Source organism: Streptomyces canus, assembly GCF_001514145.1.
GTDB lineage: Bacteria > Actinomycetota > Actinomycetes > Streptomycetales > Streptomycetaceae > Streptomyces > Streptomyces canus.
In genome coordinates this window covers 83,713-107,149 of record NZ_KQ948679.1, presented here as the reverse complement: position 1 = coordinate 107,149, position 23,437 = coordinate 83,713, and the positions used below count along the sequence as shown (strand labels likewise).

Genomic DNA, 23,437 nt, shown 5'->3' with positions numbered 1-23,437 from the left:
CAGGGGAGTTCGGCCGCATACGCTCTGCGCATGGGGAACAAGGGGAAGAAGCAGCGTGGCCGCCGACACCGCTCTCCGCAACAGCGGCCTGCCCGCCAGCCTGTCGTCCCGACGCAGCGTGCGGCATCACGGCCGATGGGGGCGCTGCCCCTCAAGGGCAACCTCGGCATGCAGGCCACCTTGCTGGAGCAGGCCCCGCCGCACCAACTGGTCGAACTGCTCCTGCCGCACCTGTGGGCATCGATCGCCGAAGAAGTGGGAGCGCCGTCGAACATTTGCGTCGACGCGGCGCTGGCCCTGCGGCACGCGTTCGGACAGTACGGCATCCGCTCGGAACTCCAGCCCGTCGACCTGAACATCCGAAACCAGGAAGGCGGCGAGGAAGTCTTTCGTACGTCCGAGCAGTCCTGGAGCGAGGACGGCACGGTCTTCCACGGCCACTGTCTGCTCGTCCTGCCCGACTCACAGCGCATGGTGGACGCGACCGTGGAACAGTTCCCGCAGATCGCAGCCCTCGAGCAGGGGCCGCTGATCGGCAGAACTGCCGCCGCCAGCGAGGAGATAGGCCCCGGCGAACTGATGCCCCCGCACTCCCGGCTCCTGGTGCAGCGTGGCGATCTGCTGCTGCGCTACACCGTGCTCGCCGAGCCGCTCGCCTCGCTCCTGCGCGACGACCAGCCCTACGTCTCCGTCCACGTGGCCAACCACCGGCGAGCCGGGATCAATCTCGCCTCGCTCATGCTCCTCGCGCTTCGTGACCCCGAGGTCATCGGCCGGGCCCGCCAAGCACCGTACCCGCGCCTGCGGGCGCTGCTCCGCGTTGTCGCAGACGCCGACCACCAAGTGGATGCGGCGCGTGACTTCCGCTTCCGGCTGCCTGACGCCACAGGGCAGGAGCATTGGCTTCGCCTCGACGAAATCCCCCTCCCGCCCACCACACCGGCGGCGTATCCACGCTATTGATCGCCACTCCTGGAAGGGGAGTCCGTACGTGAGCACGCACGCGGTTGAGTGCGTCCGCAGGCCTCCAGATCGCGGACGACATCGCGCGGCGGGTGTTCGTGCTGCTGGCCAAGCGCACCCATACGCCGGGCGACGCCCGCAGGCCCGAGGATGTCCCCGAGGTCATGGGGCTGGAACTGCGGCCCGGCGACATCCCGGTCCTCGCCCTGCACGCCCAGCTCTCCCCGGACGAACTCCGCCAACGGCTGCGCGACCTGAAGCGGCACGCACGCATGGACGTCCTCGAACACCCCGACGGCGTCTGGGAGATCGTGTACGGGCCCGCATACGCCCAACCGCCTCGACCGCAGCACTCCGACCTGCTGAGTGAGACTCACTAAGGAAGACGCCGTCGCGCCGAAGCCGAACGCGTCGCGCGCCGCCTGGCGGAAGAGGCCGCCGTGCGCGAGGCGGCCGAAGCGGAGGCGAAGAAGAACCGACGCCTGTTCGGACGCCGCCGGTAGAGAACCGTCCTGACTCGCAGCGGCCGGGACAGAAGGCACGGTGTATCCGGCGCGGCCGCGTACGGCTGGCCGGAGGCCGCCCTGTCTATGGTCATCGCCGGGCGGAAAGAGTGAATAGGCACGCGCGAGACACGGACGGAAAACGGACGCCACCCCGGCCGTCATCTCTGTGCTGCGGGACACGTCAGGGCAGGGGCTCGATACGGCGGGGACTGGCCTGTGGTGGCGGTCGCAGAGCGGAATCTGGGGGAGTGTCAGTGCCGTGGGCTACCGTCCTGCTGTCCTGACGGACTGCTTTCGGCTCTCGCCTGGCCTCCAGCAGCGGCAAGGCGAGAGCCAGATGCGCGCTCCCCAAGTTCTCGGCACGGGAGCGGGCCCTTCCGGATGGAAGGCCGACACCAGGAGTGTCCTGCTTCCATTGACGGGGGTGGACGACCCGATTGCAAGGAAAACCGGGAACTTCCACTCTGAGGCGCCTCGTCTTGGGCGCTACCTGCGCCGGCATGGTCAGGTCTGCTCGTCCGGGTGCCGTCCCGTGACTGTCATTGTTCCGTGATTTCGCGATCACGTGGCGTAGCAACTCCATCTGTGGCCATGCTGGTTGACCTCCCCGGCGGCGGCCTCGGCGCCAGAACGTCCGCGATCACTCTCGTGAAGCCTGATGGTCGCCTGGCTCAACTGTGTGCGACGTGCAAGCTAGTGTCCTGAGGCTGGGGCGGTCTGCTGCCGCGCCGCGAGAACGATCTGGTGCACCGTCAGCCCGAGGGCCGGTCCTGGCGGCTTCTGCGGGGGTGGGCGCGGCCGCCAGAACGGCGCGGGCCGTTGCCGTGCACAGGAAAACGGAGCATGAGTTCCAGCTCTGCTTCCAGAGGTCGTGCCTCAGGTCAGACGCATGGCTTTCCTGTCCCGCCCTCGCCGCCGAACTGGCAGCGGGCCCCACGGCCTACCGCGGTGAGAGTTCTCGGCTCCGGAGTCGGTTGGTGATGACCCGCTTGATTGCCCATTAGGTCAGCCGTAGTCCGTCGAGGTCGGTGAAGCGCAACTGGGCGCCGGGGTGCGGCCGTTCCTTGCGGACGACCAGCCACATCCCTTTCGGCCAGGTGCTCAGGTCGGGCATGTCGGTGATCTCCGCGACCCAGGCGCCGGGCCGCTCGGTGTCGCCCGCTTCGTAGGCCGGCGTCCACGCCTTCTTCGGGATCTTCAGTACGGCCTGGTGGATGGCATCGGTGATGGTCATGCCGACGGAATACGACAACCACCGGCCCGGCCTGGAGAGCCAGTCGAGGAAGGCGTGGGTGCCGCCGGCGGAGTCGGTGCGGATCAAGGTCTGCCGGCCTCGCCGCAGGTGTTTCGGCATTTGTGCCAGGGCGAGTTGGGCGGTCGCGATGTGATCGCTCGCGGTGTTGGAGCCGGCGTTGCCGGGCCGCAGCAGGGCAGCCACCGGCTCTCCGGACCCGGCTGGGCCGTGGTCGACGAACGCGACGAGCGGATGGTGGCCGAAGGTCTTCTTCCAGGTCGCGGTGGCGTCCTGCTTCTCGGAGTGCGCAAGGACCAGCACCCCGTCGATGTCCACAATCACCTGGCCGTCGGCGGCCGGACTGCCTCCACCGGCCAACTCCCAGACCCGCGACCGCACTTCGGAGCGTGCGTCCCGGATCGCCGCAAGAGCCTTCGCACCGGACGCGGCGAGCGCGTCGACGAGACGGGAGACCGTCGGATCGGAGGCCACCGAGCCGAACACGGCCGGCTCGGCCCGCAGCATGCCGATGTCGGCCAGGCAGTCTCCGCCGAGCGCGACGGCCAGGGCCACATCCAGAAGGATCTTGCCCGGATCATGCACCGTCCGCGGCTTGCGCCACGGCGTCAGCGCCGCCGATATCGTGGTGTCCAGCCCCACCTTGCGGACGGTCTCGACCATCAGCACCACTCCGGCCTGCGAGACGGCCCTGTTGCCACTGCCCTCGACGCGGACACGCGGGTACAACCCGATACGCTTACTCACCTGGAAAGTGCCTCCGACGGACGCGGGAACGAGGGCCTAGACAATCCTCATTCTCGCTGGTCAGGGGCACTTTCTGCTCTTGGGGCCACTCGTCGGACAACCTGCTCGGGTAACTCCGCGAGGTTGGCTACGCGGATTCCACCACACGATGGTGATGAGGCAAACGACCCTGACCGCACCCCGGGTCCCGTTCTTTACCGTGCGGGCGACCTCATCACTGCGAGCATGGACGGACACGCGACGGCGACCGGGGAGTACCCGGGGGCAAGGGGGTACGCCCGCTTCACCTGAGGGGTGCTTCTCTCCTCGCACCCAACCGGACCCTCGGCAAGCCCCGATGCCGCTGGTCAGGAGTACTTCTCGCAGCTGTGATCAAGCCGTGGACCGCCCGGTTCGTGAAAGCCCGAGGCTAAGGGAGCTCGCGGCCGCGGCAACTCGACGGAGCGCTTCGGCTGGCGGGTGAGCGCTCGATTTGGCGACTGAAGCGGGGGCATCGACTGCTCGGGTGAGCTGGAATGACTCAGTGGCGGCCGGTCCAGCCGCCCAGTCGGCCCAGAAAACGCCACACTGGCCGCTCGTGCTGCCGACCCACGTGCCGCTTCGTCTCCCACGACAGCGCACTGCTGCCGTATGCACGCGTGGCCAGGCTGTTCACCTCCTCTTCCACGTCCCGCAGATGTTTGCCAATGCGTTGAATCCCCTGGTTGCAGTCCCTGAGCCACAGGACACCCAGCAGGAGCGTGGCGACGGCGATGTACGCCGAGGGCCTGTGCAGCGAGACTCCGCCCGTTCCCGCGACGAGGGCAGCGATCACTCCCGAGAAACCGAGAATCTGCATCCTCGACGTCACACGCTGGGCGATCTCCGCCCGCAGCGACTCGTACTCCCGCATGAGCAGAGCGATGATCTCGGCATCATGGTCCTGGCTGTTCTGCTGTGCCATGCCTCCCCCAAGGATCGACCCGCATCTGCCCCTGCCGTTCCCCCGCCCTCTCGAGCCAACCCGCATTTGAGGAAGACCTGCGCCCAGCCACCGACGGCGCATCGCAGCCGCCTCACCCGTCGCGCTCGTCCCGGTTTGGCCGCATCGGAGTGGTGCGCCCGCACAGACGTGGACGCGGTCTCCCGTCACGTCGCAGAGCGCGACCCCGATCGCACGTCGACGGACGCAGCAGCGGATGTGGCTCTACCTCACACTGTGTGGTCGAGGATGTAGGACTAGGGCCGAGGCCGCGGTCCAGCTCCGGTGTCCAGCCTTTGCGGACCGCCCCGCACGCTCAACTCGCCAACTGAGACGCTCAGTCACACCTCTTGTGACTGAGCACTTCAGCTGGCGGGTGAGCAGTTGAGTTGGCGGGGAGCGTTTCATCCGGCGAGCTGAGCCATTACAGCTGGGGTACGAGATCCGACATCACGGCGAGCGGCAGCGACGGGTTGGCGGCCGCGGCTTCCACCACCTGCCAGTCGGTGTCGGTGAGCAGCTCCGCGATGACTTGCGGCGCAAGAGCCGGATGGCGGGCGGCCAAGGCCCGCGCCTGCCTGTCTGCCAAGCAGTGGTGCAGCGCCGGGCCCGTCGCGTTGCGATGCCGGGCGACCTCGCGGAACGCTTTGTGTACCGGGGGTTCGTGCCGGGTCAGATCCTCCAGCAGTGCCGGAGTCGCGTCCGGGTTGGCCGCAACCTTGGCGATGACGCGGACTCCGTGCCGGGCGACCATGGCGCGCAACTGCGGTTCGGAAAGGCCTGGGTGCGAAGCGATGGACTTGACCACTTTCGCGTCGGGGTCGGTGGCCAGCGCGTCGCGTATCGCGGGCGGCAGATCGCGTCGTTGAGCCACGAGCATCCGTGCGGCCGGTTCGGGCGACTGGGCCAGCTCCTCAACCTCGGCGGGAGAAGCGGCGGCAATCCGCGGCAGCAGGATTGCGCCGATCTTGGTGGTGCCGGCCAGGCGGATGAGCACGTCGAGCGGCACGCGCGGATTGTGGGCGAGCCTGCGCTGCACATCGTGGCCACGGTCGCCGGCCAGCGCTCGGATGAGAGCGTCCTCGATCGCGGGATTTCCGGCGAGGTCGGCTCGGACACCGGTGTGGGGGTCCACGGCGAGCTGTCCGTACACCTCCGACGGCAGGTCGCAGCGAGCGGCGAGTGCCCAGCGAAGCAGCGGAGAAGGGTGGTTGACGAAGCGGACGACGGCACCGGTGGGTGTGGCCGGGTTCTGCAGTGCCATCCGCTGTGTCTCGTGCACGGTGGACTCGTGGGTGCCGTCACAGGAGTCGCCCGGCAGCAGATCGCAGTCGTTTCGCGGGCATTGCGCCTCGTGCACGAACGGCGTCTCTTCACGGTCGCAGACCAGGCATCGCAGCGCGGGCGGCAAGTCCTCGCTGGTGAGCAGTGCCGCCAGTAGGGCCGGGGGCGTCGCCTCGTTGGCCGCCACCGCCCGGCGGACCTCGGCATGCGGATGCCCCGCAAGTCTGACGGCTACTTCCGGCGTCGTCCACAAGGCGAGCTCCGCCACGACCCGTACGTCCGAGTCCGCGGCGAGCGTCTCCACCACGTCGGACGGGAGACAGGGACAGGCAGCCAGCTTCTCCCGGCGCTCGAAGAATGGATCTGCCGCGAAGAGGCGCGCCCACTCCGGGCTGTCAACATGCTCGCAGAGCAAGGCGAGGGCGGCGTGCGGCTGTGCCACAGGATCGATGTCGGCGGTGGTCAGCCGACCCTCGTACGCAAGCCAGACAGCGCTCTCCTCGACGCGCGATGCCAGGGCAAGCGCCTGCGCATGGCTAAGATCCGCGCGACGAGCGAGGTCCGCGGCGATGTCAGCGTCCGCAACCTTGATCAGCCGGTCGACCAGCTCGGACGGCAGGGCGGCATTGGCAGCCAGTCCGCACAGGACATGGTTCACAGAGGGCATCCTGCCTGGACGGTGACCGAATGGCTCGCGGTTTTCAGCGTCACCTGGTTGTCGGGGACACCTGGGCACCTGCTGAGCGCCGCAGTCGGCGAAGTCCGCCACCTGAAGTGCTCAGTCACATTGTCGTGACTGAGCACGTCAGGTGGCCACTGAGCGTTCGAGTTGGCCAGTTGGGTCTGGAAGGCGTGCCGACCCTCCAAAGCCGGTCGAACTCGGTGTCTCTGCGGGCAGTTTCGGAGGTTTCCGTTCTTCGGGGGAGAACGGGGAGGGGGCGACCGTCGGGTAGGTGAAGGCGCCACCTACGCGCCACTGGAACATAGAGGTCGATGGTGAGCGGGCCGAGCGCGGTCAGGGAGCCCAGGATCAGGACGAGGGGCAGACGGCGCTTCCGATGCCGTTGACCTGCAGCAGGTCGGGCGCCGTCTGCTGGACGAGGACGGTCATCTGCCGGCGGGCATCGCCAATCTCAGCTTCGAGGAACTGGATGCGGCGGGAGAGTCGGCCCAAGGTGTCGGTGACGGCAGCCTCAGCCGGATTTGGACCGTCATGGTGCAGCGCCGCGCAGCGCGCAACGAGTTGGGGCAGGGTCAGCTTCTCCAGCGGTTCCCGCACGGCCGGTTCGGCGTTGACCAACACGGCCCTGAGCTGATTGATGGCCTGGACGCGGGCCTTGGCGGCAGAATCCTTGGCGATCTTCAGGATTCTGATTGCCTCGACCGGACCGTCACCACGCTTGGGCACGACAGTCGCCTCACCGCCCAGTACCGCGCGGGCAGCGGCTTCCGCGTCCACGGTGTCGCTCTTGCCACGCCGCCGGCGCATCGCGCGGTTCGGACGGTTGACCTCAACGACCTGCACACCGGCCGCACGCAGACTGCGGGCCAGGCCAGCGCCGTACGAACCTGTGCCTTCCACTCCGGCCCGGTTGATCCGACCCATGGTTTCGACCCAGGCCAGCAAACTGCGGTAGCCGGCAGCTGTAGTCGCAAACGACCGGCTACCGAGCACCGTTCCGAGCATGCTGAGGACTACCACCACATGGCAGTCTTTGTGCGTGTCGACACCGAAGACGATCTCCGTCTGATCGGATCCCCTTGCACCAACAGTCACGGCCGCCATCTCCCCTCCGTCTCCGGACGGCAGCACACCCGACGGCAGGGCGGTCAGACCTGTGACGATGCCGAGGCAAAGCCCCTATGCGGACACGCATGCCACCCGGTGGCTGCACCATCCCCGGCACGGACGACAGATCGCACTCAGGGCATCCCAGACGGAGCCAGGCAGAATATGGGCCAGACCGCACCGCAGATGGCACTCTCCATGCTCACAGGCAGAATAGGGAACCAACGCGGCTCCTGCGTCTGTGGGTTGAGACTTCGAACACCTCCCTCAACGGCACGGGAGCCTCGTGCGTTGTGCAAGGGCTCACTGACACCAAGTCGCTCCGACAATCGGCCGCCGACGCGGGCATGACGATCACCACGCGAGTGGTGAAGACTGGATAGATGCGACCTCACGCCCCAGGCGGGCTCCTGTTCGTAGCGCTCGGTCTCATCCTTGTCGCCGCCGGCTACGTCTGGAGAGGACATGTCCTGCGTCCCCTCTCGGCGAAACGCGCCCAGGCAGCAGTGATCCGGGATCGTTCCAGAAACCTGCTGCGCTCTGCGGACATGGCAATCGCCGGAGCGCGTCGACGGGCCGCACACGGCGAACCGGCCATCGTCACGGTCGGAGACGTGACCAGGGTGGCGCGCCAGCACTACGGGTACCTCTTTGTGGAGCGCGAAGAAGCAGCTGCCGCCCTCCGTCAGCGCTATGAGGCTGCTGACTGCCTGGTGGACTGCATGACCGACGCTTTCGACTGAGTGCGTTGTGGCAAACCGGATCTTGTTCGAGCGGCAGCGAGTGCTTATCTGGACGGAGGTTCGGGTGCGGTCGCGGGCATGAGAGAACGGGTCCCTTGGTAGTGACGCGGTTACGACACCAGCACGACCAAGGAAGCCCGTTGCCTGATCAGTTGAGCAGTATCTCTGCGTATGCGTCCACCGCGGTCACCCCTGGGTGTGACTGCTACGTGCACCGGTTCGGTTCGCTCGCTCCGGGACGGCGGGCAGGCTGCTACCCGAGTGACATAACGGATGCGGAGTGGGCCGAGGTCCGCGCCGCGATGCCGGTGCCGGCCTGGCTGCTGAAGCGGGGCGGGCGTCCGGAGGAGTTTTGCCACCGCGAGATACTCAGCTTCCGTTCGCGGCCGAGTGCCCCGGCGGTCGTGCCTGGTTCCGGAACTGTGCGGGCGATGAGCCGAGCACGCGGCGGAACGCGGTGCTGAACGCGCTCTCGGACTGGTAGCCCGTGGCGCGTGCGAGCTCGGAGATCGACAGAGTGTCGCGGGCGAGGGCGTCGCGCGCGAGGCTCATGCGCCATTGGATCAGGTATTCCAACGGCGGGACCCCGACGTGGCTCTTGAAGGCCTGGGCGAACGCGGAACGCGACATGTGGCTGATCCCGGCGAGCTCCTTGAGGCTCCAGGAGTGGGCCACGTCCGCGTGCATGGCGCGCAGGGCGGCACCGATGCCGTCCTCGTTCAGGGCGCCCAGCCACCCGGTGGGCCGGTCTGTCTGAGCGGCGTGGGCACGCAGCATGTGCACGAGCAGGATCTGTGCGAGGTGGTTCTGCACCAGCGGGCCGCCGGCGGCGGAGACCCCGGCTTCGGTGGCCAGGAGATCGATCAGCTGCGCGAGCCGCCCGCCGTGAGGATCGGCTACGCGGACGATCACGAGCGGCGGCAGAAGATCGGTCAGGAGGGCCGCGTTCTTGTCGTCGAACGCGATGTGCCCGACGCAGAGGTAGAGGTCCTCCTCGGCCTCCGGGCCGATCCGCGCGAACCCGTCTTCGGCGCCCGCCCACACCTGCTCCGCAGGGCGCGGGCTCGCGTCGAGCGTGCTGGCCAGCACGTAGGGCGGCGGGTTGCCCAGCATGAAGGTGTCACCCTCATGCAGGAGCACCGGCTCGTGCCCTTCGAGGATCAGCCAGCACGTGCCGCGAACGAGGCCGCCGATCCGTACGTGCAAGAACGTGTCGAAGCCCAAGGCCCACTCTCCCGCGGCCCGGAGGCTGGGCCCGATCACCGTGCGGGGCCGGAGCAGGCTGATCGCGTCCGCCACTGGATCCCCGAATCCGAGCACCGACGACCCTTCCTGGACGATACGTAAAGAACTGTGGACTCTGCGTCATGGATAGTATCCGCGATCTCCTGCACCATCGATGTCGAAGGATCGGCAACGAGAACGTGACGGAGACACCAACATGGGACAGCTGGAAGGCAAGACGGCGGTCGTCACCGGGGGCAGCTCCGGTATCGGTCTGGCCACCGCCGTACGGCTGGCGGACGAGGGTGCGTACGTGTTCGTCACCGGGCGACGAGAGGCCGAGCTGGAGGCCGCCGTCAAGACCATCGGAACGGACCGGGCCACCGCGGTCGTCGGCGACATCGGGAAACCGGAGGACCTGGACCGGCTCTACGAGGCGGTCCGGGCGCGAGGCCAGAATCTGGACGTGCTCGTGGCGAACGCGGCGATCGGCTCGTTCATGACGCTGGAACAGACCACTGAGGAGCACTTCGACCAGACCTTCGCGGTCAACACCCGAGGCACGCTGTTCACCGTGCAGAAGGCGCTGCCGCTGCTCAACGACGGAGCCTCGATCGTCCTGGTCGGTTCGACGGCTGCTGACCGCGGAATGGAGGCGTTCGGCGCGTACGCGGCCTCGAAGGCGGCCGTCCGGTCCTTCGCGCGGACGTGGTCCACCGAACTCAAGGGCCGTGGCATCCGGGTCAACGTGATCTCGCCAGCATGGATCGAGACTCCCGGGGGCACCGCCGCCTTCGCAGACGAGGAGACCGCCCGGGCCATCAAGGAGCAGGTCGCCGCAACCGTGCCCAAGGGCCGCATGGGCCAGCCCGGCGAGGCCGCGGCGGTCGTGGCCTTCCTGGCCTCGGACCAGAGCAGCTACGTCGTCGGCGCGAATGTCTACGTCGACGGTGGCGAGAACCAGACCTGAGGCACCGCACGGTGGGTGGCATCCGAAGCGTCTCGGCTTCCATGCCGCCTCCGGCGCGCCGGCCTGGCGACGTTCGGGCGCCCCGCGACACTGGAGATGGCCTGCAACAGCACGACGGAGTGCCGTACGACGCGACCGCAACTCGCTGGACCCGCAGCGCAGAGCGCGTAGGTCCAGCGGAGGCGCGGGCGCTGCCGCCGTAGCCGGAGTGGTCCGATCGCAGACGCCACCGCCGCCGTTCGATCCGCGTCCCCGCCGCCTACAACGGCCTCCTCGGGCTGAAGCCCACCGGCGGCCGGGTCTCCGCCGGCCCCGAATTCGACGGGGTCTTCAACGGCCTGGCCGTACAAGTCAGCGTCAGCCGCACGGTAGGTGACAGTGCGGCGCTGCCCGACCGGATACGCGACCGGAACGGGGCGACCCCTACTTCGCCCAGGAGCCATTCCGGCCGTACGCGCAGGAGGTCACCGCCACCCGGGCTCGCTGCGGATGGCGCTGTCACGTTGGTTGGCTGGGTGGGATGATCTTCTGGTTGGTCGTGCTGGAGGAGGCTATCTGTGGGGGACCGTGTCGCTGTCGTACAAGGGGCACCGGTACCCGGTCGAGGTCATCTCCCACTGTGTGTGGCTGTACTTCCGCTTCCCGCTGTCGTTCCGCGAGGTCGAGGAGCTCATGTTCGAGCGCGGGATCGTCGTCTCCTACGAGACGGTGCGCCGCTGGTGCGGCAAGTTCGGGCAGGCCTACGCAGGCGCGCTGCGCCGCCGACATTCTCGGCCTGGTGACAAATGGCACCTGGACGAAGTCTTCATCAAGATCAACGGTGAGCAGCGGTACCTGTGGCGGGCCGTCGACCAGGACGGCAACGTGCTGGACATCCTGGTGCAGAATCGCCGGGACAAGGCTGCGGCCAGGCGGTTCCTCCGCAGACTATTAAAGAGGACCGGTGGGGTGCCGCGGGTGATCGTCACCGACAAGCTCCGCTCCTACGGCGCCGCCCACCGCGAGGTCATGCCCTGCGTCGAGCACCGCCAGTCGAAGTACCTGAACAACCGGGCGGAGAACAGCCACCAGCCCACCAGGCAGCGCGAACGGGCGATGAAAGGCTTTCGCTCAGTGGGCGGGGCCCAGCAATTCCTGTCCGCGTTCAGCGGGATCTCACCCCACTTCCGACCCCGCCGCCACCTGATGACGGCCTCCGGCTACCGAGCCGAGATGACCGTCCGCGTCGCAATCTGAGAGCAGATCACCGGCGTCACCGGCCTCGCCACTGCGGCCTGACCACAGCCCGGAACCGGGCTCCACCACGCCACGACGCGCCATCAGGCGCCTACCCACCCAACAACGTGACAGCGCCGACCGACGCGTTGCTGTGCGCGGACGGCCCGGTGACCACGCCGGTGGAGCTGACGCTGACGGCCGAGCACCGGCGCGGGCACGGCGCCATGTACGACGCGTTGAACAGCGGGAACGTCGACGTGCCGCGGCTGCGGCAGGTGCTGGCCGGGCTGCCGCAGCCCGAGGCCGCCGACGGGCGCCTGGTCCTGGCGGTGGACGTCACCCACTGGCTCCGGCCCGACGCACCGACCAGCGCGGACCGGTCTACGGCCGCAGCGGCCGGTTGCCCTTCTTCCATGCCTGCCGACCGGCTAACTCACCCGAGTCAGCGTGCTGTTCGAACCCCACCGACCACGCGAGCGGATAGAGAACAGCCAGTCAGCCGAACAGCCGGCTAAGGAGGCCTTCGCCTGCTTCTTGATCAGAACTCTCTGCGGCCGGAGTCTCTCGTTGGTCGGAAATGCCCCCGATTCGATTCACGCCGTGCTCAGGCAACGAGCTCGGCATTTCATGTCCGACATGCTCTGGCTGGTCATTCCCGGAAGCGGATTGAACGATGCGGCCGCTGATCTCTTCGTCCCCGGCGGTGGCTGAGCCAATGCTGCCGAAGACTGCTGCGGCAGCCATGGCGGTTACGGTCAGGAGCTTGCGAATGCGCATGTGGGGCGTTCTCCGTTCGAGTGCGGAACCCTGGACAGGCCTATACCATCATCAACTATGAAATTAAAGCTCAATGCGCCCATAAGTGGGCGAGGCATCCCATAAAGCAAGTGGACCGTGACGGGGGAGTGCCGGCCGCTGTGTCCGTGCGTCGATCGTCAGCACACGCACTCGTTCTCGCTGCGCCCGGTGCGGTTCCGCTCGTTGACCATGGTCGGCAGCGGCAGGCGCCCGCCACGGAGCCGGGAGGGTTCGCCGAGAACGCCGCGCGCCCGGCCTGATGCGCGGGTGCCATGCCGCCTGTGATGCCGTTCGCGCGGCCTGACGCCACCTCACCGACCGGCGCGGTGCGCACTACATGACGGTGGTGCGCGCACCCGGTGCGGGGTGCGAACCGCGGGCTTTGCCCAAGGCGGCGGCCTTCAGCGCCTCGAGGGCGTTCGCGACGTCCTCAGGGTCATCGATGAGGATTTCGTCGGTCCAGCTGAGTGGCTCCGCACTTGGGGAAGGCCCGCTTGAGTCCGTGAGGGCAGGTGTTCGATGCGGTGGGTACCGCCTGTTGGCGGTCGCAGAGCGGAATCTGGGGGAGTGTCAGTGCCGTGGGCTACCGTCCTGCTGTCCTGACGGACTGCTTTCGGCTCTCGCCTGGCCTCCAACAGCAGCCAGGCGAGAGCCAGATGCTCGCTCCCCAAGTTCTCGGCACGGGAGCGGGCCCTTCCGGATGGAAGGCCGACACCAGGGGTGTCCTGCTTCCATTGACGGGGGTGGACGACCCGATTGCAAGGAAAACCGGGAACTTCCACTCTGAGGCGCCTCGTCTTGGGCGCTACCTGCGCCGGAATGGTCAGGTCTGCTCGTCCGGGTGCCGTCCCGTGACTGTCATTGTTCCGTGATTTCGCGATCACGTGGCGTAGCAACTCCATCTGTGGCCATGCTGGTTGACCTCCCCGGCGGCGGCCTCGGCACCCACCGTCCGGGGACCCCTGGCGGTTTCCGGATGGCCGCCCGGGCATCGGCCGACCCTGAAGGAGTGCGATGACCAAGCAGGTCCTGATCATCACGGCGACGGCGACGGTGTTCGCCTGGAGCGTTGTGATGGTGGCGATGGGCCAGGTGGCCGCGATCGCCACACTCGCCCCGGCCCTCGGGCTGACGGTGCACCAGATCGTTCTCGCGGCGCGGCAGCAGACCGCCCCAGCCTCAGGACACCGCGTGGCGGCGGTCCCGGACAAGGAGGGCGGCGCCCCGTGACCACGCCCATCGAGCCACCTGCACCACCACCTCTGCGCCCGGCACCCGCACGCCCCGGCCGCAAACTGGGGCCGATCGCGGAAGAACTCAGCAGCGAACAGCAGGTCACCGCGGCGGCGTGCCATTGGCGGTGACGGGCTGGGCTGCTGGTGCCCATGGTGCTCTTGGGGGACGTTTGAAGTAGGCGGATTGCCGTTTACGTCCTATCTAGTACGTTCCTCGCCAGGTCGGTGTCGTTTCGTATGTTATGCACCTGATGAGGAATCTACTAGGGCATACAGGGCAATACGGCTAGATCAAATTCCCTCTCAGACCTCACACTCGGGCGTGACAATGCAAAAAGCGCCGGGATGCGGCGAGCCGCGTCCCGGCGGTGGGTTACGTCAGCCCTGGGTGGCGGGGAGGGGGAGGAGTCGCCGGTAGGCGGGGACGGCGACGGCAGCGACAACGACGTGCATGACCATCAAGGCGATGACGGCGCCCCAACTGGTGCGGGGCCGACTATCGGAGACGCCGACCATGATGTCCGGGGTCAAACTGACGATCAGGACGACGGGCACGAGGGTGCGCAGCAGCCGGGCCGGGCGCGCCGAGCGCGCGCGGATTATCGCCCAGGCGGCAGCGGCGACCAGGACGCCGAAGACGGTGAGAACGGCATAGGCGGGGAGTTGGAGAGCCTCGAAATCGTCCGAGGCGCCGACGGCGTGGGCTGTCGCGGCGACGATGGCGTTGATGGCGACGGCGACGGCAGCGGCGCCGATCAAGCCGCCCGCGACGACGAGGCCTCTGGGGCGGCGGGCCGGGTGGGCGGCGAGCTGGTGGCTCATGGTGTTTCTCCGGATCGAGTAGGGGCGGGGCAGGGAAGCGGGTGGGGTCAGCTGGCTATGACGAATGAGCGGCGGCTGGTGGTGGTGTCGGTGAACGCGAGAGCATCCAGGTGGCGACGTCGGCGCGGCTAATGGTGTCCCTCATGCGCAGGATGGCCGACTCGGGCAGCGGCTTGGCGGCGCCTGTGGCGGGACCGTTGGTGAGGCGGACGGAGTGGACGAGGGTGTAGTCGAGGTCGATGGCGCGCAGAGCGTTCTCGGCGGCCGCCTTGTCCTTGACGATGGCGCCCATGGCTGTGCTGGACATGAGCTTGGCGGGTCCGCTCAGTCGCTCGCGCAGCACGGCGAAGGAGGACAGCTCCAGGAACCGGGTGACGCCGGTGGCGCCGAGCGTACTGATCACCGCGTCGACGCCGGCCATGGCCCGTGCGACGTCACCGGCGTCGGTGGCCTGCCCGGAAACCACGTCGAGGCCGGGCTGAGCATCCAACTTCTAAGGTGAGCGGACGAGCGCGCGCACAGTGTGACCCGAGGCCAAGGACTGATCAACGACCAGGCGCCCGGTGGCACCGGTGGCACCGAGTACGAGCAGCTTCATGGGGGGGGGTGCCTCTATGTCTTTCGTCAAGCGAGGCGTGGGGCTCGGGGTTCGTAGAAGGTGCCGTCGCGGAGCATCGCGAACAGCACGTTGATCCGCTGACGGGCCAGGCGGAGAAGTGCCTGGGTGTGGGTCTTTCCGCGGGACCGGCATCGGTCGTAGTAGCTGCGGGAGGCAGGATCGTGCAGTGCAGCGAATGCGGACAGGAACATCGCCCGCTTGAGCTGCCGGTTGCCGCCTCTGGGCGCGTGTTCGCCGTGGATCGAGGTCCCCGACGACTTGGTCGTCGGGGCCAGGCCGGCGTAGGAGGCCAGGTGGGCGGCGGTGGGGAAGCTGGTGCCGTCGCCGACGGTGACCAGCAAAGCGGCGGCGGTCCTGACGCCGACGCCGGGCCAGGCGGTAGTCGGACCTCTCATCAGCGTCTCCAACGGCGCCTCTCGGGCCCGGTGACACCACCCCCCAGGTCATCCGTTCGACAGGGGGGAACAGTCATGCCGGGCCCGGAGGCCAGCGGTCCTCTTGCAGGACCGCGGAAAACATAACGGGGGATCGGATGCTGGGCGTAGAAGTCGCGGTCGGATATGCGCTGGCCTACCTGGGACAGAAGCTACGGCGTGCGGGGCGCCACGCCGATGGGGAGGTCGACCGTGCCGTGGACGTGGGGATGGAGCGGGTTCACGCCTTGGTGAGCCGGGCGTTGGGGGACGACGACGCGTTGCGGCGGGCAGAGACCGCCGGTGAAGCCGGGGAGATCTCGCAGGAGGCCCGTGAACGTGTGACGCTCGCCCTGGCCGAGGCGGTGGAAGGTGACCCGGAGCTTGCGACGGCACTGCATCAGGCCGTGGAAGCCGTACAGGCCGCCTTCGCCGCTTCGGAAGCAGCGCATACCGGGGACCGGATCGCGATCACAGGCGGTGTTACCTTCCACGCAGACGGCGGGGTAGCGGCCGTGCGGATGGGAAACGTGACCGTAAACCCTCCGGTGCCGGGCCCGTCTCAGGGATAGGCGCGTCCGGCGCCCCTCCGTCCCCCTCCAGACCAGTGCGGCCTGAGGGCAGTGAAGGCCTTGCCTACTCGGTCTTCTCGGCGTCCGGGGGCACTGTCACCGCGCAGTCGATCAACACCGTCCATCAGAATGTGCACTTGCCGCCGATGCAGACGCAGTGGCCGGTGCGGGTCGGGGTGGTGCCGAGGGCAGCGGACTGCTTTCAGAACCGCGCGCAGGCTGCGGAGTTGGAGTGGCCGCCGACGGGTGGAGATACGCAGGCACGGTGCCAGGTGCTCACCGGGATGGGTGGGGTAGGCAAGACTCAACTGGCCGCCTGGCAGGCCCGGCAGATGCTGGCGGCCGGTGACGTGGAAGTGCGGGTGTGGGTGACCGCCGTCAGCCGTCAAGCCGTCATCGACGCCTACGTCCGAGCCGCGGCGATGATTCTGCACGCCGATCCGGAGGACGGAGAGACGGCCGCGCACCGGTTTCTGGAGTGGCTGGAGACGGTCGCGGTTCCGCGGCCGGCCCGGTGGCTGGTGGTGCTGGACGACCTCAGCGACCCGGCTGACCTGACTGGGCTGTGGCCTCCGGACAGTCCCCACGGGCGGACTCTGGTGACGACCCGCGCCCGCGATGCGGCCCTGACCGGCAGGGAGCGGCGTCTGGTCCCGGTCGGTCTGTTCACCGCTGCCGAGGCCACCGGCTACCTGGCCGCATCCCTGGCACACCATGGCCGGACTGAACCAGAGGGCGAACTCGCCGCACTGGCCGAGGAACTGGGCTGTCTGCCGCTGGCGCTGTCCCAGGCTGCCGCCTACCTCATCGATGCCGGCATGAGCAGCACCGAGTACCGCGGCCGCTTGCGCGACCGCGCGCGCAGCATGGCCGACCACCAGCCCGCGACGCTGCCCGACGACCAGACCCACGGTGTGGCCGCCGCATGGTCGTTGTCCCTCGACCGCGCCGACGCGCTGCCACCGGCCGGCGTCGCTCGCCGCTTGATTCAGCTGTCAGCGATGCTCGACTCCAACGGCATCCCCCAGGCCGTCCTCACGTCCGACCCCGCCTTCCTCGCCGATCCAGCGGGAACAAGGCAGGCGGCACCGGTTCCGGCCGAGGACGCAGAGGCCGCCTTGCGGGTGCTGCACCGGCTCAACCTCGTCGACCACACGCTCGAGACCCCGCACACCGCGGTGCGGGTCCATCAGCTCATCCAGCGAGCCGTCCGCGAGACCCTCACCCGCCGACAGCGCGAGGACCTCGCGCAAGCATGCGCGGACGCGCTCCTGGCCGTCTGGCCCGACATCGAACGCGACACCGCATACGCGCAGGCGCTGCGCGCCAACACCATCGTCCTGACCGTCGGGGGACGCGAAGGCCTTGACCACCTCGGCACCCAGCAGGTGCTGATCCGCTCCGGACGCAGCCTCGCCGAATCAGGCCAGGTGACAGCATCTTGCGAGTACTTTCAGCAGCTCATCATCAGCCTCACCGCCGCCCTCGGACCCGGCCACCCGCAGGTTCTCACCGCCCGCTTCAGCCTCGGGCACTGGACGGGCAGGGCGGGGGACATAGCGGGTGCCGTCTCGGAGTTCGCAGTCCTGCTGCCCGACATGATCCACGTGCTGGGCCCGCAGCATCCCGACACCCTCGCCGCTCGCGCCAACCTTGAGTACTGGCGGAGCCGGACAGGGGGCGTGGAGGAAGCTGTGGCGGCGTTCCAGGACCGCTCCGTCGGCACCAACAGGCCCCCGAGATCCAGCAGTTCGCTGCCCTGCGGCCGACGGTCGTCACTCACGTCCCACGGCCCGACGTCAAGTCAGCTTTCCTCCGCGGCCTCCAGCAGGGCGCGCGAGCGGACTGCGGGTCCTCGGGTGACAGGCGGGCGGCGATCTCGTCGACGATGTGCCGTGCGCCGTCGGTGTAGGCCTGCTTGGTCCCGTCCTCGCAGCGGCCGATCTCGTCGAGCAGGGCGGCGGAGGGGCATCCGGTGCCCGGGTGGTCCCGGTGCTCGGGCGACAGGTACTCGCGAACGAGGTCCTCAAGTCCAGGGCGGCCGGGCCGCAGAGTGCCGTACGCGGCGATCTGCGTGCGCAGTTGGTCGGCCATGACGTGGGCGACGAGATCGTCCCGTGCATGCGGGGGAGTAACTCGACTGAATCCGGGCGAAGTTCTTCGCCAACCACCCAGACGACCGCCGCGCGCAAACCCTCGGGCCGTGTCGCCGCAGCGTCGAAGGGGGCCGACCGCATCAGATGCCTGCGCGACGAGGCCGGCCGCGCCCCTATTCGCGGTGGCGCCGGCGAGGCAGGAGTGCGAACGCGCTCTCCGCAATTCGAGGTCAGGCGGGCGAGACTGTGGCCGGACGCGTCTGCGACATCGAGCCCGCGGATGATGGTCAGCAGATGCAAGGTCGTCGGGATCGGCGTCGGGATCGATGTCGCCGCTGCGCTGCGCCGCTCGGACGCACTCGGCCACCGCCGTCGCGACCACGGAGAAGGTGGCGTGGGCGATGCGTGCCACCTCGGGGTCGGAGTTGCCGAGTTCCAGGGCCATCTTGGCGGCGAAGCAGGCCGCGCTCGTCCCAGGGCACCGCAAGATGCCCCGCTTCAAAGGATTCGCCGTCAGCATCCTGGACGCGCCGCGCTGCAGTAGTTGAACTACCGCGGCGTGCGCGAGATCTGAACGATGCGGAGATTCCTCGGTCACCCGAGACACCTTTGGGGCAGGGCGCCACAGATCGAGGTCGTCACGCACACGGCGGAGGGAGCCTTGCTCTTCCCGCCACAGGCGAGGATTCACGGCCAGATCACCTGGGTGTGACACGTGTTCAGGGCGCCGAGGTCGGCGCCATCGCAGTGCTGCCAACAGCTCACCCGGACAGCCACGGCGCACGTCGCCGTCCGCGGCGTACGGCGACGTGCCTCGATTCCTCCCTCAATCCCGCGCGACATGCTCCTTGAGCCATCGCAGCAAGGCCGCGAACTCCGGGGACATGTCCGCGTCCGACTGGACGAGTACGGACGAGTGGCCGCCCTCCTCGACCGTGATCGAGTGGCTCATGGCATCCGGTGCGCGTTTGGGGGGCTCCGGGTTTCCCGCAGCCGCCGCACTTGCCGGAACGGCCGCGGCTACCAGCCTGGACAACTCGGCCGCATCACTCTCGGGTAGGGCATGGGTGTCCACCACGTCCGGCGGGAGGCTGGCGAGGACCGGTGCCGCCAGTCCGCCGTGCGTCGCCAAAGTGACCTTCATGGCACCTCTCAGCCGTCCGCCGCCTACGCTGTTCCCGCAGAGGTACCCGGCGTCGGCCGCCGGGTACCTCGACGTCAACCGCCGGCCGTCGCACGTCCCTTGAGCGTGGCCACGTCCCGGCTCAGCTCCTGCACCTGGGCCGTCAGCGCCCTGACTGCCGCGGTCGCGTCCCCGTTCTTGCCGGCTGGGCGGTTGCGCGCCCTTGCGAGCCCGGCCGAGACCCCGGTGATCGAGATGCCGACCTCCTGCCACGCCCCGAGCACGGCCATCTGTTCGGCGCTGCCGGTCTCGTACAGCTCTCCGGCCTTCCGGTACGTGGTGTCCGCGAACTCCTGGAACCGCGTCTCGCTGTTGGATGCCTTGAGGGCCTCGTACCAGATGAGTCCTGGTGCCTCCCAGGAGTATCCGCCGATGGTCGCTGCCGTCAGGTAGAACGCCTTGTTCGGAATACCGGAGTTGTAGTGCACCGCACCCCAGTCTCCCTCGTAGGTGTCGGGCATGTTGACGTACTTGGACATGTGGTCCGGCTGGGGGTCCTTGCCGAACTTCTCGGTGTTCCACGCATGCCCGGGAGCCTTCATCGACCGCAGCGCGTCGGCCTCGATCTGAGGCGTGAAGACCTCACGGCCGATCAGCCAGTCCGCCTGCTCGGCCGTCTGACCCAGCGTCCACTGCTCGACCATCGCCCCGAACACGTCCGACATGGACTCGTTGAGGGCTCCGGACTGGTTGTGATATTCGAGCCCCGTGGTGTGCTCGGTCACCCCGTGTCCCAGTTCATGGGCGATCACGGAAATCGAGCCCGTGAGGTCGGAGAAGACGCGACCGTCCCCGTCGCCGAACACCATTTGGCGCCCGTCCCAGAAGGCATTGGCGAACTCGTAGCCGTAGTGGACGTATCCGTCCAGGCGCATCCCGTGACCGTCGATCGAGTTCCGGGCGAACACCCGCTGGAAGAAATCCCGCGTCTTGCCGAGTACGTCGAATGCCCGGTTGACGGAGACGTCGGCCGCTTCCGGCCCGTCCTCGGACCGCGCCAGAACAGCGAAGGGCAGAGACGTGGTGTTCCGGCAGTCGTAGATCGTCCTACGAGCGTTGCCGGGAGTGGCGAGACCGGGGAAGGCTGCTCGGACTGCTCGCTCGCCCCGCAGGTGGGCAGTGGTGAGCATGGTGTTCAGCGCGGCCTGGCGGACCTCGCCGTCATCATCTTTCAGCAATCTTTCGAGCAGATACGGAGGGACAATGCAGTGGTGTCGAAATTCGCTGGTCATGGCGGTACTCCTTAAGCCAGGGGAGTCTGTTCCTCGCCGCGAGGGCGCCCAACCCCGCACGCGGTCCGCCCGCGCAGGTACAGGCGTATGCCCCCCCCGAAGCGGCCGCATACGGTCCGCCGGGGCGGTAACCATTTCATCCATCGCAGCGTCATGATGTGAGTTGTCCGACATGTCCATCATGGCATGTTCCGGGCTTGACGCCACATTGCGTTTCCCTGGTGCGGAGCGGCCACAAATTTGCGACTTCACATAACTCGCCCAACGGTTAATTCGCGTCCCCCGCTGGTTTCCAGACCCACCGTCAGCTACGCATCGTCGGCCGACCCGCCGTACGAACTGGGGCGGGTAGTCCTTGTTGTCGGCGTTCAGAGTTCAGGCAGCAGGATGTTCCAGCCGACACGACTGGACCCGGTGACGGTCGGGGTGTGACACGTGGTTCGCGTCGGGCGGTTCGACCACCACGCCGTCCGCCCCACGGACCTGACTGCCTGGCCTTCGGCAAGGGTGACGAAGAATTCCTCGCGCACCTCGTCACCATGCCCCCGGACTTCGACCACGTCGTTGCGATGCGGCAGGCCGCCGGTGCCTTGCGTGCCGAGCTCACTGACGAAGTGCTGCGGAAGGGGCCGGCCCACGCGATCGCCGCAAGGCCCGACGGCCGGACGACGGATTGCGAGAGGGCGGCCGGGTCGCGGTGGGCTTCCTCGGCGACGTGTCGGCCGAAGCGACCTGCGGCTCGTCATGGGGCGGGAGTTCTACCTCGAGGAAGGGGAGCCGGCGGCAGGGGAGCAGGCACGCTGAAATTCGGCGTCACGGCTCGTCCTCGACGCAGCGGAACTCCGGCCCGTGGGATGTGTCCGCTCCCGTCGGGCGGTGTGCGCATCAGGGTGCGGACGGGTCCCTCCAGAGCAAGCATCTGGCGCGACGCGGTGCCGGCGTTCACGGCCCGAGACAGACACCGCGCCTGTGCAGGGGGGAGGAGATATCCTGAAAACGTTAGTTTTGCACCCTTGAAACCCGTACAGGAGCGATGTCATGAGCCTGCTTCCGGCCGAGATCAAGGTCAACGTCGAGGGCGATGTGCCCGGTGCGCTGTCGGCTCTGGGGAGTTCGCGGGGTGCGCTGACCTCGCGCCGGATCTGGTTCGCAGAGGACCGGCAAGGGGCCGCCGAGGGGCGGGTCCCGTTGCTGGACAACGGCGTGATCGTGCGCTTCAGACTGGGCGGCGCATCGGAGGATCTGACGGTCAAGCTGCGTCCATGCGACCAAGAGCAACTGGTCGGCCGGTTCTCCGACGCCTTCGAAGCGGGACCCTTCACCTACCGGATCGAGGAGGACTGGTCGAGGAACGGCCGCGTGCTGGCGGCCTCTCTGGGACGCGACTGCCCTCCTGGAACGCTGGGCGACGCGGTGGAGCGGGGCGCCGATGCCGCCGCGGCGATGGACGCGGTGCAGGACCAGTTCCTGCATACCTGTGCGTCCTCCGTCCGGCTCGACGGGTTGGTCGCGCTGGGGCCGGTCCTGTCGACGAAGATCGAGGACGTCCCGCTCGACGACCTGAAGGCCGATCTGGAGGTGTGGTCGGTGACCGGCTTGGAGTTCCTGGAGGTCTCGATCCGGGTGAAACCCAAGGATGAGGACGATCGGGAGACGTTCACGGCACGGGCCGAGCGCAAGCAGCGGAAACTCCAGGAGGCGGTACGGGAACGCGGGGTGCCCCTCTCCGAGCACGCCGAGAACAAGACCCGCCGCGTACTCACCGCCTTGGTGGCGGCCGCCGGCCGGCTCGCCTGACCGGTCCCCTCCCACGCGACGTCCGTCACGCGGCGGGCACCTGGGGGTCTCGGACCGATTTGCCGACTGTGTTGTTCTGCCCGCCCACGGAGCTGACCGCCGATCGCCGTCTGGAACAGCCACCCCTCCATACGGGCGTCGAGGTAGTCCTGCAGCGCGTCCCAGGCCACCGACGCGGTTCGCGCCCTCTGCCACTCCATCCGCCACCGTGCGGCGAAAGCCGCACCAGCTCCTACTGACCTCCTCGGTGTGTTGTCGGGGGTGGTGACGGGTGGTGATCCCTGCGGTAGGCCGGTGGCATGCGGTACCCGCAGATTGGCGGGCTGACCGCCGAGAGGCGGCGGCTTCGTGAGCGGATCCGCTGCGAGGCACGGGAGCGGTTCGGCCGTAGTGAGAGCACTGCGGTGATCGCGAAGGATCTGCGGGTGAGTGAGCGGTCGGTGGAGCGCTTGGGTCGTGCCTGGCGAGAGGGCGGGATGGATGCGCTCCGCCTTTGCTGGGCCGCCGAAACTGCCCAAGCTGAGGGGCATCAATCTCGACACCCACCGGGCAGCCGGGGTGCGCGAGTGCGCGGCCGCACACGACTGGCTCACCATCATCCAACTGCCCTTCTATGCACCGGATTTGAACCTGGTCGAGGGTGTCTGGTCCCTGTTACGGCGCGGGCCCCTGGCCAACACCGCCTTCACCGACGACGAGCACCTCGAACCCACCCTCCGCCGAGGCTTACGTCATATCCATTTCCAGCCCGACCTCATCGACGGCTGCCTGGCCGGCACCAGACTGCTCCTCACCCAGCAGCCGACAACAACCCGAGGAAGTCAGTCACCCCGAAGATCCAGACAACGACCTTCCGGCCGAACCAGCAGCCGACGTACAGGCGGCCCTCACCGCCCTCACCCGTACCGAATCACCTAGCCGGCGCTCAACTCAGACAAGCCGACCTCACCCACGTCAACCTGGGCGCGGCGACGCTAACGGGAGCCTCCCTGGCCGGGGCACGGCGGGCGCGT

20 protein-coding genes and 9 pseudogenes are annotated in these 23,437 nt (G+C 68.2%); 14 read left to right on the top strand and 15 right to left on the bottom strand.

The annotated features are described in order from the left end of the window. Positions 1-30: 30 nt before the first annotated feature. Together AQJ46_RS45990 and AQJ46_RS45985 are read left to right on the top strand one after the other, a co-directional pair. Entirely contained in the window at positions 31-963 is a 933-nt protein-coding gene (locus tag AQJ46_RS45990) for a hypothetical protein (RefSeq protein ID WP_159064190.1), read from the top strand. Between the two features lie 44 nt (positions 964-1,007). Continuing rightward, entirely contained in the window at positions 1,008-1,343 is a 336-nt protein-coding gene (locus AQJ46_RS45985; protein ID WP_059211325.1) for a hypothetical protein, read from the top strand. Positions 1,344-2,472: 1,129 nt separating this feature from the next. On the opposite strand, the pseudogene AQJ46_RS45980 reads toward AQJ46_RS45985, so the two are convergent. The 4 genes and pseudogenes from AQJ46_RS45980 to AQJ46_RS45965 all read right to left on the bottom strand — a co-directional run. Further along, positions 2,473-3,468 (bottom strand): annotated as a pseudogene (locus AQJ46_RS45980) (IS1380 family transposase); the annotation flags it as partial. A gap of 520 nt (positions 3,469-3,988) precedes the next feature. After that, the gene (locus AQJ46_RS45975) at positions 3,989-4,411 is read right to left on the bottom strand and encodes a hypothetical protein (RefSeq protein ID WP_059211324.1); all 423 of its coding nucleotides are present in this window, start codon (positions 4,409-4,411) and stop codon (positions 3,989-3,991) included. Between the two features lie 442 nt (positions 4,412-4,853). Continuing rightward, positions 4,854-6,371 (bottom strand): hypothetical protein, encoded by a 1,518-nt coding sequence (locus AQJ46_RS45970; RefSeq protein WP_059211323.1) that lies wholly within the window; start codon positions 6,369-6,371, stop codon positions 4,854-4,856. Between the two features lie 372 nt (positions 6,372-6,743). After that, complete coding sequence (locus tag AQJ46_RS45965; protein ID WP_079072759.1) at positions 6,744-7,499, bottom strand: IS110 family transposase; 756 nt, start codon at positions 7,497-7,499, stop codon at positions 6,744-6,746. 386 nt (positions 7,500-7,885) lie between these two features. Between AQJ46_RS45965 and AQJ46_RS45960 the strand changes: the two genes are divergently transcribed. Next, positions 7,886-8,245: a hypothetical protein gene (locus AQJ46_RS45960; RefSeq protein WP_059211321.1), complete on the top strand. Its 360-nt coding sequence runs from the start codon at positions 7,886-7,888 to the stop codon at positions 8,243-8,245. A gap of 369 nt (positions 8,246-8,614) precedes the next feature. Here the strand turns inward: AQJ46_RS45960 and AQJ46_RS45955 are convergent, their stop codons facing one another. Beyond that, positions 8,615-9,565, bottom strand: a complete 951-nt coding sequence (locus AQJ46_RS45955) for an AraC family transcriptional regulator (protein WP_059211320.1) — start codon at positions 9,563-9,565, stop codon at positions 8,615-8,617. A 121-nt stretch (positions 9,566-9,686) separates the two neighbouring features. On the opposite strand from AQJ46_RS45955, the gene AQJ46_RS45950 reads away from it, so the two are divergent. The 4 genes and pseudogenes from AQJ46_RS45950 to AQJ46_RS53415 form a co-directional block, all read left to right on the top strand. Next, entirely contained in the window at positions 9,687-10,439 is a 753-nt protein-coding gene (locus tag AQJ46_RS45950; RefSeq protein ID WP_059211319.1) for an SDR family NAD(P)-dependent oxidoreductase, read from the top strand. 242 nt (positions 10,440-10,681) lie between these two features. Next, a complete protein-coding gene (locus AQJ46_RS57960; RefSeq protein WP_225887606.1) occupies positions 10,682-10,963 on the top strand; it encodes an amidase family protein in 282 nt (93 codons plus the stop codon). A 31-nt stretch (positions 10,964-10,994) separates the two neighbouring features. Continuing rightward, entirely contained in the window at positions 10,995-11,675 is a 681-nt protein-coding gene (locus tag AQJ46_RS45945; protein ID WP_059211339.1) for an IS6 family transposase, read from the top strand. Between the two features lie 122 nt (positions 11,676-11,797). Continuing rightward, positions 11,798-12,037, top strand: a pseudogene (locus AQJ46_RS53415) (transposase); the annotation flags it as partial. Positions 12,038-12,152: 115 nt separating this feature from the next. Here the strand turns inward: AQJ46_RS53415 and AQJ46_RS55795 are convergent. Next, positions 12,153-12,434, bottom strand: coding sequence for a hypothetical protein (locus AQJ46_RS55795; protein ID WP_159064189.1), 282 nt, complete (start codon positions 12,432-12,434; stop codon positions 12,153-12,155). 1,035 nt (positions 12,435-13,469) lie between these two features. On the opposite strand from AQJ46_RS55795, the gene AQJ46_RS45935 reads away from it, so the two are divergent. Next, positions 13,470-13,685 carry a hypothetical protein gene (locus AQJ46_RS45935; RefSeq protein ID WP_059211317.1) on the top strand — a complete coding sequence of 72 codons (216 nt, stop codon included), beginning with the start codon at positions 13,470-13,472 and terminating at the stop codon, positions 13,683-13,685. 383 nt (positions 13,686-14,068) lie between these two features. On the opposite strand, the gene AQJ46_RS45930 is transcribed toward AQJ46_RS45935, so the two are convergent. The 4 genes and pseudogenes from AQJ46_RS45930 to AQJ46_RS45920 all read right to left on the bottom strand — a co-directional run. After that, positions 14,069-14,512: a DUF6069 family protein gene (locus tag AQJ46_RS45930; RefSeq protein WP_059211316.1), complete on the bottom strand. Its 444-nt coding sequence runs from the start codon at positions 14,510-14,512 to the stop codon at positions 14,069-14,071. 55 nt (positions 14,513-14,567) lie between these two features. Then, positions 14,568-15,002, bottom strand: a complete 435-nt coding sequence (locus AQJ46_RS45925; protein ID WP_079072758.1) for an NAD(P)-binding oxidoreductase — start codon at positions 15,000-15,002, stop codon at positions 14,568-14,570. Between the two features lie 3 nt (positions 15,003-15,005). Next, positions 15,006-15,110, bottom strand: coding sequence for an NmrA family NAD(P)-binding protein (locus tag AQJ46_RS59260; RefSeq protein WP_107117469.1), 105 nt, complete (start codon positions 15,108-15,110; stop codon positions 15,006-15,008). 26 nt (positions 15,111-15,136) lie between these two features. Then, positions 15,137-15,511: pseudogene (locus tag AQJ46_RS45920) on the bottom strand (transposase); the annotation flags it as partial. A gap of 152 nt (positions 15,512-15,663) precedes the next feature. On the opposite strand from AQJ46_RS45920, the gene AQJ46_RS45915 reads away from it, so the two are divergent. Both AQJ46_RS45915 and AQJ46_RS59555 read left to right on the top strand, forming a co-directional pair. After that, positions 15,664-16,116, top strand: a complete 453-nt coding sequence (locus tag AQJ46_RS45915; protein ID WP_059211314.1) for a hypothetical protein — start codon at positions 15,664-15,666, stop codon at positions 16,114-16,116. A gap of 146 nt (positions 16,117-16,262) precedes the next feature. Next, a pseudogene (locus AQJ46_RS59555) lies at positions 16,263-17,339 on the top strand (NB-ARC domain-containing protein); the annotation flags it as partial. Positions 17,340-17,952: 613 nt separating this feature from the next. On the opposite strand, the pseudogene AQJ46_RS59250 reads toward AQJ46_RS59555, so the two are convergent. The 5 genes and pseudogenes from AQJ46_RS59250 to AQJ46_RS45890 form a co-directional block, all read right to left on the bottom strand. Then, positions 17,953-18,237: pseudogene (locus AQJ46_RS59250) on the bottom strand (TetR/AcrR family transcriptional regulator); the annotation flags it as partial. 327 nt (positions 18,238-18,564) lie between these two features. Next, positions 18,565-18,657: pseudogene (locus AQJ46_RS59245) on the bottom strand (TetR/AcrR family transcriptional regulator); the annotation flags it as partial. A 381-nt stretch (positions 18,658-19,038) separates the two neighbouring features. Then, a complete protein-coding gene (locus tag AQJ46_RS45900) occupies positions 19,039-19,356 on the bottom strand; it encodes a protealysin inhibitor emfourin (protein WP_059211311.1) in 318 nt (105 codons plus the stop codon). A 74-nt stretch (positions 19,357-19,430) separates the two neighbouring features. Then, the gene (locus AQJ46_RS45895) at positions 19,431-20,627 is read right to left on the bottom strand and encodes a M4 family metallopeptidase (protein WP_059211310.1); all 1,197 of its coding nucleotides are present in this window, start codon (positions 20,625-20,627) and stop codon (positions 19,431-19,433) included. 368 nt (positions 20,628-20,995) lie between these two features. After that, a complete protein-coding gene (locus AQJ46_RS45890) occupies positions 20,996-21,265 on the bottom strand; it encodes a hypothetical protein (RefSeq protein ID WP_059211309.1) in 270 nt (89 codons plus the stop codon). A gap of 400 nt (positions 21,266-21,665) precedes the next feature. On the opposite strand from AQJ46_RS45890, the gene AQJ46_RS45885 reads away from it, so the two are divergent. The 4 genes and pseudogenes from AQJ46_RS45885 to AQJ46_RS59240 form a co-directional block, all read left to right on the top strand. Next, the gene (locus AQJ46_RS45885; protein ID WP_059211308.1) at positions 21,666-22,424 is read left to right on the top strand and encodes a hypothetical protein; all 759 of its coding nucleotides are present in this window, start codon (positions 21,666-21,668) and stop codon (positions 22,422-22,424) included. 299 nt (positions 22,425-22,723) lie between these two features. Continuing rightward, a pseudogene (locus AQJ46_RS59550) lies at positions 22,724-22,900 on the top strand (IS630 family transposase); the annotation flags it as partial. Positions 22,901-22,955: 55 nt separating this feature from the next. Beyond that, positions 22,956-23,249, top strand: a pseudogene (locus AQJ46_RS53405) (transposase); the annotation flags it as partial. Next, positions 23,189-23,413: pseudogene (locus tag AQJ46_RS59240) on the top strand (pentapeptide repeat-containing protein); the annotation flags it as partial. The pseudogenes AQJ46_RS53405 and AQJ46_RS59240, both read left to right, overlap by 61 nt. Positions 23,414-23,437 lie beyond the last annotated feature (24 nt).